The organism is Atlantibacter sp., from assembly GCF_032062175.1.
GTDB lineage: Bacteria > Pseudomonadota > Gammaproteobacteria > Enterobacterales > Enterobacteriaceae > Atlantibacter.
Genome location: NZ_DAMBQK010000022.1, coordinates 1 through 12,259, shown reverse-complemented (window position 1 = coordinate 12,259; position 12,259 = coordinate 1). Strand labels below are relative to the sequence as shown.

Annotated in this window: 11 protein-coding genes; 8 read left to right on the top strand and 3 right to left on the bottom strand. The window is 55.4% G+C overall.

The annotated features are described in order from the left end of the window. Positions 1 to 2: 2 nt before the first annotated feature. Together tatC and tatD are read left to right on the top strand one after the other, a co-directional pair. Complete coding sequence (gene tatC, locus RT120_RS17145) at positions 3 to 767, top strand: Sec-independent protein translocase subunit TatC (protein ID WP_312984503.1); 765 nt, start codon at positions 3 to 5, stop codon at positions 765 to 767. A 40-nt stretch (positions 768 to 807) separates the two neighbouring features. Beyond that, positions 808 to 1,590, top strand: coding sequence for a 3'-5' ssDNA/RNA exonuclease TatD (gene tatD / locus RT120_RS17140; protein ID WP_312984501.1), 783 nt, complete (start codon positions 808 to 810; stop codon positions 1,588 to 1,590). Here tatD and rfaH read toward each other — a convergent pair whose 3' ends face one another. Then, positions 1,591 to 2,079, bottom strand: a complete 489-nt coding sequence (rfaH, locus tag RT120_RS17135; RefSeq protein WP_312984500.1) for a transcription/translation regulatory transformer protein RfaH — start codon at positions 2,077 to 2,079, stop codon at positions 1,591 to 1,593. It lies immediately after the preceding gene. Between the two features lie 170 nt (positions 2,080 to 2,249). Between rfaH and ubiD the strand changes: the two genes are divergently transcribed. Together ubiD and fre are read left to right on the top strand one after the other, a co-directional pair. After that, the gene (gene ubiD, locus RT120_RS17130) at positions 2,250 to 3,746 is read left to right on the top strand and encodes a 4-hydroxy-3-polyprenylbenzoate decarboxylase (protein ID WP_312984606.1); all 1,497 of its coding nucleotides are present in this window, start codon (positions 2,250 to 2,252) and stop codon (positions 3,744 to 3,746) included. Between the two features lie 45 nt (positions 3,747 to 3,791). Beyond that, the gene (gene fre / locus RT120_RS17125) at positions 3,792 to 4,493 is read left to right on the top strand and encodes an NAD(P)H-flavin reductase (RefSeq protein ID WP_312984498.1); all 702 of its coding nucleotides are present in this window, start codon (positions 3,792 to 3,794) and stop codon (positions 4,491 to 4,493) included. Between the two features lie 117 nt (positions 4,494 to 4,610). On the opposite strand, the gene fadA is transcribed toward fre, so the two are convergent. Further along, complete coding sequence (fadA, locus tag RT120_RS17120) at positions 4,611 to 5,774, bottom strand: acetyl-CoA C-acyltransferase FadA (protein WP_312984497.1); 1,164 nt, start codon at positions 5,772 to 5,774, stop codon at positions 4,611 to 4,613. Between the two features lie 10 nt (positions 5,775 to 5,784). Further along, entirely contained in the window at positions 5,785 to 7,974 is a 2,190-nt protein-coding gene (fadB, locus tag RT120_RS17115; protein WP_312984495.1) for a fatty acid oxidation complex subunit alpha FadB, read from the bottom strand. 191 nt (positions 7,975 to 8,165) lie between these two features. Between fadB and pepQ the strand changes: the two genes are divergently transcribed. Genes pepQ through hemG form a run of 4 tightly spaced genes read left to right on the top strand, consistent with a single transcriptional unit; the run spans position 8,166 to position 12,157 of the window. After that, positions 8,166 to 9,497, top strand: a complete 1,332-nt coding sequence (pepQ, locus tag RT120_RS17110; protein ID WP_312984493.1) for a Xaa-Pro dipeptidase — start codon at positions 8,166 to 8,168, stop codon at positions 9,495 to 9,497. Further along, the gene (locus RT120_RS17105) at positions 9,497 to 10,108 is read left to right on the top strand and encodes an IMPACT family protein (protein ID WP_312984491.1); all 612 of its coding nucleotides are present in this window, start codon (positions 9,497 to 9,499) and stop codon (positions 10,106 to 10,108) included. Before pepQ ends, RT120_RS17105 begins: the two co-directional genes overlap by 1 nt. A gap of 39 nt (positions 10,109 to 10,147) precedes the next feature. After that, complete coding sequence (gene trkH, locus RT120_RS17100) at positions 10,148 to 11,599, top strand: Trk system potassium transporter TrkH (protein WP_183172374.1); 1,452 nt, start codon at positions 10,148 to 10,150, stop codon at positions 11,597 to 11,599. Positions 11,600 to 11,611: 12 nt separating this feature from the next. After that, positions 11,612 to 12,157, top strand: coding sequence for a menaquinone-dependent protoporphyrinogen IX dehydrogenase (hemG, locus tag RT120_RS17095; protein ID WP_312984489.1), 546 nt, complete (start codon positions 11,612 to 11,614; stop codon positions 12,155 to 12,157). Positions 12,158 to 12,259 lie beyond the last annotated feature (102 nt).

The following is a 12,259-nucleotide window of genomic DNA, read 5'->3' as shown; positions in this document are numbered from 1 at the left end:
ACATGGCTGTAGAAGATACTCAACCCCTAATCAGTCACCTGATTGAACTGCGTAAGCGTCTGCTGAACTGCGTTATTGCGATTCTGGCGATCTTCCTGGCGCTGGTCTATTTCGCTAACGATATCTATCAGTTGGTCTCCGCGCCGTTGATAAGCCAGATGCCACAGGGCGCAACCATGATTGCGACTGATGTGGCATCGCCGTTTTTCACGCCGATCAAGCTGACCATGATGGTGTCGGTGATCCTGTCCGCACCGGTGATCCTCTACCAGGTATGGGCATTTATCGCCCCGGCGCTGTATAAGCATGAACGCCGTTTAGTGGTGCCGCTGCTGGTTTCAAGTACGCTGCTGTTCTACATCGGTATGGCGTTTGCCTATTTCGTGGTGTTCCCGCTGGCGTTTGGCTTCCTGACCCATACCGCGCCGGTCGGCGTGGTGGTTTCAACCGATATCGCCAGCTACCTGAGCTTCGTTATGGCGCTGTTTTTAGCGTTTGGCGTGTCGTTTGAAGTCCCGGTTGCCATTGTGCTGCTGTGCTGGCTGGGCGTCACCACGCCAGACGACTTACGTAAAAAGCGTCCGTATGTGTTAGTGGGTGCGTTTGTCGTGGGTATGCTGCTGACCCCGCCGGATGTCTTCTCGCAAACCTTGTTGGCGATCCCGATGTATTTTCTGTTTGAAGTCGGGGTGTTCTTTGCCCGCTTCTATGTTGGCAAACGACGGGAACCGACGGAAGAAGAAGAAACGCAAGAGTCTAAAGAATAATTGAAACCGCCTCCGGGCGGTTTTTTACAGGATAAATGGCATGTTTGATATTGGCGTTAACCTCACCAGCGGGCAATTTGATAAAGATCGGGATGACGTGGTGACGCGGGCTTTCGCCGCAGGTCTGTCAGGTATGTTAATAACCGGTACCAACCTTGACGAAAGCCAGCAGGCGCAGCAGCTTGCCAGCCGCTACGATCGCTGTTGGTCGACTGCGGGCGTTCATCCCCATGACGCCAGCCACTGGCTGCCGGAAACCGCTGATGCGCTGCGCGCACTGGCAAAAGCGCCGGAAGTCGTCGCTATCGGCGAATGTGGCCTGGATTTCAACCGCAATTACTCTACGCCAGAAGATCAGGAGCGGGCGTTCACTGCTCAACTGGCGCTGGCGGCGGAATTATCGCTGCCGGTGTTTATGCATTGCCGCGATGCCCATGAGCGGTTTATCGCCCTGCTGACGCCCTGGCTTGATAAGTTGCCGGGCGCAGTGCTGCACTGCTTTACCGGTACGCGAGAAGAAGCGCGCGCGTGCCTGGATTTAGGGGTTTATTTAGGTATTACGGGGTGGGTATGCGATGAACGTCGCGGGCTTGAACTGCGCGAGTTGCTGCCGATGATACCCGCTAATAAACTGTTTTTCGAAACCGATGCGCCCTGGCTGCTGCCGCGCGACCTGCCAGCCAAACCCTCATCGCGCCGAAACGAGCCGTGCTATCTGCCGCATATTATTAGCCAGTCGGCGATGTGGCGCGGTGAAGACGCGCAGCAATTGATCCAGCAAACGGACGAGAATGTGCGAACGCTGTTTGGCATCCGCTTCTGATTATTGCTTTTTGAACTCGGTATTCTGCACGCTTTGCAGCACCTGTTGATTGAGCAGATTTAACAGCAGCATGGAGCGCGCTTCGCCGTCAGGCTCGGTAAAGATCGCATTCAGGCCTTTGAACGCGCCGTGGGTGATAACAACGGTATCGCCGGGATAAGGTGTGCCCGGATCGGTTATCTCTTCAGACTGGTATTGTACCAGCTGGTCAATAACGGTAACCGGTACGGTGGCTGGCTGGGTGCCGAAGCGTACAAAGTGGCTGACGCCACGGGTGGCGTTAATCGTCGTAGTGTGGATGACTTCCGGGTCAAATTCGACAAACAGGTAGTTTGGAAACAGCGGTTCACTGACTGTAGTGCGTTTTCCACGCACCATTTTTTCCAACGTGATCATTGGTGTGAGGCAGGTCACCGCCTGGCGTTCCAGATGCTCCTGGGCACGCTGAAGTTGACCTCGTTTACAGTACAGTAGATACCAGGATTGCATAAACACTCTTCTTCGATTATCAGGCGCAAAAGGATATCAAAACTCCTTTTAGATAGCTAAAACCATTATAACCAAAACGAAAGGTGCCCTCGTGTCAGTTCACGCTAATTTAACAAAATTACAGCATGCCTGCGACGAACACCGTATAATGAAGCGCTAAACGAAAAGGCATAAATAACTGCATGAAATATCACGATCTGCGCGATTTCCTTACGCTGCTTGAGCAGCAAGGCGAGTTGAAACGCATCTCGCTGGCTGTCGATCCTCATCTTGAGATGACTGAAATTGCTGACCGCACGCTACGTGCCGGTGGGCCCGCCTTACTTTTTGAAAATCCAAAGGGTTATGACATGCCGGTGCTCTGCAACCTGTTCGGCACGCCGAAGCGCGTTGCGATGGGGATGGGGCAGGAGGATGTCACGGCGTTGCGTGAAGTGGGCAAACTGCTCGCTTTTCTAAAAGAGCCCGAGCCGCCGCGCGGATTTCGCGATCTGTTTGATAAATTGCCGCAGTTTAAACAAGTTCTGAATATGCCGACGAAGCGGCTGCGCGGCGCGCCTTGCCAGCAAAAAGTGCTTCAGGGCGAGCAGGTCGATTTAACCCGCATTCCAATTATGCAGTGCTGGCCTGAAGACGCCGCACCGCTCATTACCTGGGGGCTTACCGTCACCCGTGGTCCGCACAAAGAGCGCCAGAACCTGGGTATCTATCGCCAGCAGTTGATCGGTAAAAACAAGCTGATTATGCGCTGGCTTTCCCATCGCGGCGGCGCGCTGGATTTCCAGGAGTGGTGCGCGGCGCATCCTGGCGAACGTTTCCCTGTCTCGGTGGCATTAGGGGCCGATCCGGCTACCATTCTTGGCGCAGTGACGCCGGTGCCGGATACGCTGTCGGAATACGCTTTTGCCGGATTGCTACGGGGTACCAAAACCGAAGTGGTGAAATGTCTGTCCAACGATCTTGAAGTGCCCGCCAGCGCGGAGATTGTGCTCGAAGGGTATATTGAGCAGGGTGAAATGGCACCGGAAGGGCCGTATGGCGACCATACTGGCTACTACAATGAAGTGGATAACTTCCCGGTGTTCACGGTGACGCACATAACCCAGCGCGAAGATGCGATTTATCACTCCACTTATACCGGACGTCCGCCGGATGAACCCGCGGTACTGGGCGTGGCGTTGAACGAAGTGTTCGTGCCGATTTTGCAGAAACAATTCCCGGAAATTGTTGATTTTTACCTACCGCCCGAAGGTTGCTCTTATCGCCTGGCGGTAGTGACCATGAAGAAGCAATACGCCGGACACGCCAAACGCGTGATGATGGGCGTGTGGTCATTCCTGCGGCAGTTTATGTATACCAAGTTTGTCATTGTCTGTGATGACGATGTCAATGCGCGTGACTGGAACGATGTAATCTGGGCCATTACTACTCGTATGGACCCGGCCCGCGACACCGTTCTGGTAGAAAACACGCCGATCGATTACCTGGATTTTGCCTCGCCGGTTTCCGGTTTGGGTTCAAAAATGGGACTGGACGCCACCAACAAATGGCCCGGCGAAACCCAGCGTGAATGGGGTCGTCCGATTCAAAAAGATCCGGCGGTGGTCGAACGTATCGACGCCATCTGGGATCAACTGGCCATTTTTAATGACGGTAAAAGCGCCTGACGCGACCGTTGCGGTTTTGCAATATTGACCCGACAGAGGGAACGCATGACAACCTTAAGCTGTAAAGTGACCTCGGTGGACGCGATCACAGAAACCGTGTACCGCGTTCGTTTAGTACCCGACTCACCTTTTTCTTTTCGTGCAGGCCAGTACCTGATGGTGGTGATGGACGAGCGCGACAAGCGCCCGTTCTCGATGGCTTCAACGCCGGACGAGCAGGGATTTATCGAACTGCATATCGGCGCATCGGAGCTTAATCTCTACGCGATGGCAGTGATGGACCGCATTCTTAAAGACCGCGAGATCGTCATCGATATTCCCCACGGCGATGCCTGGCTGCGTGACGAAGACGATCGTCCGCTGATTTTAATCGCGGGCGGCACCGGGTTCTCCTATGTGCGTTCTATTCTGTTTACCGCGCTGGCGCGTAACCCTTCCCGTGAAATCGCCATTTACTGGGGCGGCCGCGAGGAAAAACATCTCTACGATTTAGCCGAGCTGGAAGCGCTGTCGGTTAACCACCCGAATCTTAGCGTGGTGCCGGTAGTGGAACAGCCGGAAGAAGCGTGGCGTGGACGCAGCGGAACGGTGCTGACGGCGGTAATGCAGGATTTCGGTACGCTGAGCGAGCACGACATTTATATTGCCGGGCGCTTTGAGATGGCGAAAATTGCCCGCGACCTGTTCTGCAACGAGCGTGGCGCGCGTGAAGACCGGATGTTTGGCGACGCGTTTTCGTTTATTTGATCGTATAAAAAAACCCGCCCCTGACAGGCGGGAAGAACGGCAACTAAACTCTTTTCTTTCTTGCCTTTGTCACCGTAGCGGCGTTTTATTTCCTGCCGCTACGGTGTCGTGTAACACTTAAACCCGCTCAAACACCGTCGCGATGCCCTGACCTAAACCAATACACATCGTGGCAAGCCCGAACTGCGCGTCTTTGCGTTCCATCAGGTTAATCAGCGTGGTGCTGATACGCGCCCCGGAACATCCCAGCGGATGTCCTAACGCGATGGCACCGCCGTTGAGGTTTATCTTCTCGTCGATCTGCTCCATCAAGCCCAGATCTTTAATGCATGGCAGGATCTGCGCGGCAAACGCTTCGTTCATCTCAAACAGATCGATATCCGCTGCGCTCAGGCCCGCTTTCTTCAGCGCCAGCTTCGAGGCCGGAACCGGGCCGTAACCCATAATCGACGGATCGCAACCGACCACCGCCATTGAACGGATACGCGCGCGCGGCGTCAGGCCCAGTTCCCTGGCGCGGCTTTCGCTCATCACTAGCATGGCTGCTGCACCATCGGACAGGGCAGAAGACGTCCCTGCGGTAACCGTTCCGCTGACCCGATCGAACGCGGGTTTCAACGTCGCCAGGCTTTCCACGCTGGTTTCCGGGCGGATCACTTCATCGTAGTCGTAGCGCTTCAGTACGCCGTCGGCGTCATGGCCGTTGACCGGGACTATCTCATTTTTGAAATGACCGGCCTGAGTCGCTGCCCATGCGCGCTGGTGCGAGCGGGCGGCAAAGCTGTCCTGCATCTCACGGCTGATGCCGTGCATCCGCGCCAGCATTTCCGCCGTCAGGCCCATCATGCCCGCGGCTTTCGCCACGTTGCGGCTCAGACCGGGGTGGAAGTCTACGCCGTGGTTCATTGGCACGTGGCCCATATGCTCCACGCCGCCGATCAGGCAGGTTTGGGCATCGCCGGTCATGATCATGCGTGCGGCATCGTGCAGCGCCTGCATCGACGATCCGCACAGGCGGTTAACCGTCACCGCCGGTACACGGTGCGGGATTTCCGCCAGCAACGCGGCGTTACGCGCAATGTTAAAACCCTGCTCCAGGGTTTGCTGCACACAACCCCAGTAAATATCATCAATCGCTGAAGGCTCCAGCGCCGGGTTACGCGACAGCAGGCTGCGCATCAAGTGCGCCGACAGATCTTCCGCCCGCACCTGGCGAAACGCGCCGCCTTTGGAACGGCCCATCGGGGTGCGGATTGCGTCAACAATTACCACCTTTTCCATCTTTCGCTCCTTAAGCCGTTTTCAAATCGCCAACCGGGCGCGCGGGTTCAACCGGGGGATAATACGGTTCGTTGAGACGCGCTTTGGCGCGCAAACCGTCCGGCACCGCATACAACGGACCGAGGTGTTGATATTGCTGAGCCATATCCAGATATTTGGCGCTGCCCAGAGTATCCAGCCAGCGGAATGCGCCACCGTGGAACGGAGGGAAACCGAGACCGTAAACCAGCGCCATATCCGCTTCCGCCGGGCTGGCGATAATGCCTTCTTCCAGGCAACGCACCACTTCGTTGACCATCGGGATCATCATGCGGGCGATAATTTCTTCATCGCTGAACTCGCCCTTCGGCTGGCTGACTTCCGCCAGCAGGCCTTCCACGTCCTCGTCCTGCTCTTTACGCGGTTTGCCTTTGTTGTCTTCTTTATAACGCCAGAAGCCAAGACCGTTTTTCTGACCGTAACGACCGGCGTCGAACAGGGCATCAATCGCATCGCGATAATTTTTGGCCATCCGCTGCGGGAAGCCCGCCGCCATGACCGCCTGAGCATGATGCGCGGTATCAATGCCGACCACGTCGAGCAGGTATGCCGGGCCCATCGGCCAGCCAAACTGTTTTTCCATCACTTTATCGATCTGGCGGAAATCCGCGCCGTCACGCAGCAACTGGCTGAAGCCGGCAAAATAAGGGAACAGCACGCGGTTGACGAAGAAGCCAGGGCAGTCGTTAACCACAATCGGGGTTTTACCCATTTTGCTGGCCCACGCCACCACTTTGGCGATAGTGTCGTCAGAGGTTTTCTCGCCGCGGATCACTTCAACCAGCGGCATACGGTGTACCGGGTTGAAAAAGTGCATTCCGCAGAAGTTTTCCGGGCGCTTCAGCGCGCTGGCTAATTCGCTAATCGGGATGGTCGAGGTATTCGATGCCAGTACGGTATCCGGACGGATTTTGTCTTCAGTCTCCGCCAGCACCGCTTTTTTGATTTTCGGGTTTTCGACAACCGCTTCAACTACGACATCCACACGCTCGAACCCGGCATAGTCCAGGGTCGGGTGAATGGTGGAGATCACGCCAGCCAGTTTCAGGCCGTCGATTTTGCCGCGCTCAAGTTGTTTATTCAGCAGTTTGGCGGCTTCTGTCATACCAAGCGTTAACGATTTGTCGTTGATATCCTTCATGACCACCGGTACGCCTTTCCACGCGGACTGATAAGCGATGCCGCCGCCCATAATCCCCGCGCCCAGCACAGCCGCCTGTTTCGGCGTCTCGACCGATTTGGACTGCTGCTTCGCCAGGCCTTTTACGTACTGATCGTTCAGGAAAATCCCCACCAGGGCGCGCGCCTGCGGCGTGTGCGCCAGCGGAACAAAGCTTTGGTTTTCTAATTTTAATGCTTCATCACGGCCCAGTGTGGCAGCGGCTTCGATGGTTTTCACCGCCGTGATGGGTGCCGGGTAGTGTTTGCCTGCCGTTTGCATCACCATGCCTTTGGCGATGGTAAAGCTCATGGCGGCTTCGATTTTGCTTAAATGCAGCGGCTCCAGCTTCGGTGCGCGCTTCGCTTTCCAGTCCAGATCGCCGTTAATGGCCTGACGCAATACGCTTAACGCGCCGTCGACCAGTTTTTCGGGTTTAACAATCGCATCGACCAGGCCGACGCTCAGCGCCTGCTCAGCGCCCACGTCTTTACCCGCAGCAATGATTTCCAGCGCGCTGTCCGCACCCAGCAGGCGAGGCAGACGCACCGAGCCGCCAAACCCCGGCATGATCCCCAGCTTGGTTTCCGGCAGGCCAATACGCAGATCCGGCGTAGCGATACGGTAGTCGGTGGCTAACACGCATTCGCAGCCGCCGCCCAGCGCATAACCGTTAACGGCGGACAGCGTCGGTACCGGCAAATCTTCCAGGCGATTAAAGACGCTGTTGGCAAAATGCAGCCACTGGCTGAGTTGCTCCTGCGGAACCAGGAACAACGAAAGGAATTCGGTAATATCCGCGCCGACAATAAATGCCGCTTTTTCTGAGCGCAGCAGCAGGCCTTTGAGTTCGCTTTGTTTTTCTAATACATCCAGCGCGTGGCCGAGGCTTGCAACCGTCGCGGTATCAAGTTTGTTTACTGAGCCGGGGGCATCGAACACCAGTTCGGCGATGCCGTCTTCCAGCCAGTTAACGTACAGGGTGTCGCCTTTGTAGAGCATGTCAGTCTCCTGAATCCAGCATGGGGATCTGGTCGTACCAGATGAGTCGGAGTGTGGAATTGATGTTAATGAAATGCAAATAAGACTTTAAATATTTGCAAAGGGGATCACGGATGGTCGAAATCGCTGCGGTGCTGAATCGGTGTGCTAATATGCGAGAATTTATTGTTGAACAAGAAGAAGGGTAGATTATGGATTCGCTGGCAACACTTTATAAAAACCACCTGGCGACGCTACAGGAACGCACGCGGGATGTGCTCTCTCGTTTTCAACTTGATGCGTTACTGATCCACTCCGGTGAGCTGTTTAATGTCTTTCTTGATGACCATCCGTATCCGTTCAAAGTGAATCCGCAGTTCAAGGCGTGGGTGCCCGTCACCCAGGTGCCAAACTGCTGGCTGCTGGTGGATGGCGTGAATAAGCCCAAACTGTGGTTTTATCTGCCGGTGGATTACTGGCACAACGTCGAGCCGTTGCCGACCTCGTTCTGGACCGAGGAAATCGACATTGTTGCGCTGCCGAAAGCCGACGGCATTGCCAGCCAACTGCCTGCGGCGCGCGGCAACATGGCGTATATCGGGCCGGTGCCTGAGCGCGCGCTTCAGCTGGAGATCCCTGCCGCCAATATCAACCCGAAAGGCGTGATTGATTACCTGCACTATTACCGTTCTTATAAAACCGACTATGAACTGGCCTGTATGCGTGAAGCGCAGAAAACGGCGGTAAACGGGCACCAGGCGGCGCACGAAGCGTTCCTGTCCGGGATGAGCGAGTTCGATATCAACCAGGCGTATCTCACCGCCACCGGTCATCGCGATACCGATGTGCCGTATAGCAATATCGTGGCGCTGAACGAACATGCCGCCGTGCTGCACTACACTAAACTCGACCACCGCGCGCCTTCTGAAATGCGCAGCTTCCTGCTTGACGCCGGAGCAGAATACAACGGCTATGCTGCGGATTTGACCCGCACCTGGGCGGCGAACAGCGATAACGACTACGCGCAGCTGATTAAAGACGTTAATGAAGAACAACTGGCGCTGATCGCGACCATGAAAGCCGGTGTGCGTTATACCGAATACCATGTGCAGTTCCATCAGCGCATCGCCAAATTATTGAAGCGTCATCAGATTGTCACTGATATCAGCGAAGAAGCTATGGTGGAAACCGATATCACCGGACCGTTTATGCCGCACGGGATTGGGCATCCGCTGGGTCTACAGGTGCATGATGTAGCAGGCTTTATGCAGGATAACAGCGGCACTCATCTTCCTGCCCCGGAAAAATATCCGTACCTGCGCTGCACCCGCGTGCTTGAGCCGGGCATGGTGCTGACCATTGAGCCAGGCATTTACTTTATCGAGTCGCTGCTGGCCCCGTGGCGCGAAGGGCAATACGCGAAACACTTCAACTGGCAGAAAATCGACGCGCTGAAGCCGTTTGGCGGGATTCGTATTGAAGATAACGTCGTGATCCATGAAAACAGTATTGAAAACATGACGCGGGATTTGAAACTCGCCTGATGGATAGCTGGCTTATCCCGGCGCAGCCGGTCACCCTGACGGAAGAGATTAAAAAGAGCCGCTTTATTACCCGCCTGGCGCATACGCCAGACGTGGAGGCGGCAAAAGCGTTTGTGGCGCAGATGCGCGCGGAGTATCCCGATGCGCGGCACCACTGCTTTGCCTGGGTGGCGGGGGCGCCGGATGATTCGCAGCAGTTAGGTTTTTCGGATGACGGCGAGCCCGCAGGCACGGCGGGCAAGCCGATGCTGGCCCAGCTTATGGGGAGCGGGGTAGGCGAAATTACCGCCGTGGTGACCCGCTATTATGGTGGCGTGAAGCTCGGCACCGGTGGTCTGGTAAAGGCCTATGGCGGCGGCGTTCAGCAGGCGTTGACGCAACTCTCCACGCTGCGCAAAGTGCCGCTGACTGAATATACTTTGCAGTGTGATTATGCGCAGTTGGCGGGCGTTGAAGCACTGGTTAAGCAGCATAATGGTCTGATTGTGCACAGCGATTTTCAGGCCAGCGTGCAGTTACGCATCGCGCTGCCGCATCTGCAACTGCCGGAATTTACAGCAAAGCTGATGGATTTTAGTCGCGGCGCATTGCATTTGTTACCGATTGAATAATAATCCACACCTCTTTTTTGACTTCTAAGGAAGTGGCTAATGCAACTTCGCGCGATTACCCGCATCGTAGGGCTACTGGTGATTCTGTTTTCAGGGACCATGATCCTGCCGGGGTTGGTGGCGTTGATCTACCGCGACGGCGCCGGGCGCGCATTTACCCAAACTTTCTTTGTGGCGCTGGTGATTGGTTCCATGCTGTGGTGGCCGAACCGCCGTGAGAAAAAAGAGCTCAAATCCCGGGAAGGCTTTTTGATTGTGGTCCTGTTCTGGACGGTGCTGGGCAGCGTCGGGGCATTACCGTTTATCTTTTCTGAGCAGCCCAACCTGACTGTCACCGACGCCTTCTTTGAATCCTTCTCCGGGTTAACCACCACCGGGGCGACCACGCTGGTGGGGCTGGATTCGCTGCCGCACGCCATTCTGTTTTACCGCCAGATGCTGCAATGGTTTGGCGGTATGGGGATCATTGTACTGGCCGTGGCGATACTCCCGATACTCGGCGTCGGGGGGATGCAGCTGTATCGTGCGGAAATGCCCGGCCCGCTGAAAGATAACAAAATGCGCCCGCGTATCGCCGAAACGGCAAAAACGCTGTGGCTCATTTATGTATTACTGACTGTAGCCTGTGCGCTGGCGCTGTGGTTTGCCGGGATGCCAGCCTTTGACGCCATCGGCCATAGCTTTGCCACAATCGCGATTGGCGGGTTTTCTACCCATGACGCCAGCATCGGCTATTTCGACAGCCCGACAATTAACACCATCATCGCCATCTTCTTATTAATCTCCGGCTGTAACTACGGCCTGCACTTTTCCTTGCTGAGCGGACGCAACCTGAAGGTGTACTGGCGTGACCCGGAGTTTCGGATGTTTATCGGCGTGCAGTTTACCCTGGTAGTGATCTGCACGCTGGTGCTGTGGTTCCATGACATCTACAGTTCGGCTGTCACTACGCTCAACCAGGCGTTTTTCCAGGTGGTGTCGATGGCGACCACGGCGGGCTTTACCACCGACAGTATCGCCAAATGGCCGCTGTTTTTGCCGGTCCTGCTGTTGTGCTCTGCATTTATCGGCGGCTGTGCGGGGTCGACGGGCGGCGGGCTGAAGGTCATCCGTATTCTTCTCTTATTTAAACAAGGCAACCGCGAGTTGAAAAGGCTGGTGCATCCCAATGCCGTGTATAGCATCAAGCTCGGCAACCGTGCGCTACCCGAACGTATTCTCGAAGCGGTATGGGGCTTCTTCTCCGCCTATGCGCTGGTATTTATTGTCAGTATGCTGGCGATTATCGCGACGGGTGTGGATGACTTCTCTGCCTTTGCTTCTGTGGTGGCTACGCTGAATAACCTTGGGCCTGGCCTTGGCGTGGTGGCAGATAACTTTGCCAATATGAACCCGGTGGCGAAATGGATTTTGATCGCCAATATGTTGTTCGGGCGTCTTGAGGTCTTTACCCTCCTGGTGCTTTTTACCCCAACATTCTGGCGCGAATAACTGGAGCGTATCGTGAAAACCTTAATATTGTTCTCTTCGCGTGATGGACAGACCCGTGAGATCGCCGCTTTTATTAGCTCGGAGTTAAAAGAGCAGGGGATTGAAAGTGACCTGGTGAATTTGCACCGCACCGAGGAAATCCACTGGGATAGCTATTCGGCGGTGGTGATTGGCGCGTCTATCCGCTACGGTCATTTTCATTCGTCCCTCAACGCCTTTGTGAAAAAGAACTTCCAGACGCTGAACGGAATGCCGAGCGCGTTCTTCTCGGTCAACCTGGTGGCGCGTAAAGCCGAGAAGCGTACGCCGCAAACCAACAACTATACGCGGAAGTTCCTGATGCAATCCCCCTGGCGGCCTGATATCAGCGCGGTGTTTGCCGGTGCGCTACGCTATCCGCGCTACGGCTGGCTTGACAAGATGATGATCCGCCTGATTATGAAGATGACGGGCGGAGAAACCGATACGTCTAAAGAAGTGGTCTATACCGACTGGCAGCAAGTCACCAGTTTTGCGGGCGATATCGCACGTTTATCGACCGAGAGGCGCGTTAAATAGACGTATCGCCTGGAAAGTGAGCGAACAAAAACTTTTTTGAATTTAACGCTTGTCAGATTCTGATTACTCCCTATAATGCGCCACCACTGACACGGAACAACG

Coding starts and splice junctions, on each gene's coding strand:
- fadB (WP_312984495.1), bottom strand. CDS start 7,974: ATGCTCTACAAAGGCGACACCCTGTACGTTAACTGGCTGGAAGACGGC.
- tatD (WP_312984501.1), top strand. CDS start 808: ATGTTTGATATTGGCGTTAACCTCACCAGCGGGCAATTTGATAAAGAT.
- pepQ (WP_312984493.1), top strand. CDS start 8,166: ATGGATTCGCTGGCAACACTTTATAAAAACCACCTGGCGACGCTACAG.
- trkH (WP_183172374.1), top strand. CDS start 10,148: ATGCAACTTCGCGCGATTACCCGCATCGTAGGGCTACTGGTGATTCTG.
- rfaH (WP_312984500.1), bottom strand. CDS start 2,079: ATGCAATCCTGGTATCTACTGTACTGTAAACGAGGTCAACTTCAGCGT.
- fre (WP_312984498.1), top strand. CDS start 3,792: ATGACAACCTTAAGCTGTAAAGTGACCTCGGTGGACGCGATCACAGAA.
- RT120_RS17105 (WP_312984491.1), top strand. CDS start 9,497: ATGGATAGCTGGCTTATCCCGGCGCAGCCGGTCACCCTGACGGAAGAG.
- tatC (WP_312984503.1), top strand. CDS start 3: ATGGCTGTAGAAGATACTCAACCCCTAATCAGTCACCTGATTGAACTG.
- fadA (WP_312984497.1), bottom strand. CDS start 5,774: ATGGAAAAGGTGGTAATTGTTGACGCAATCCGCACCCCGATGGGCCGT.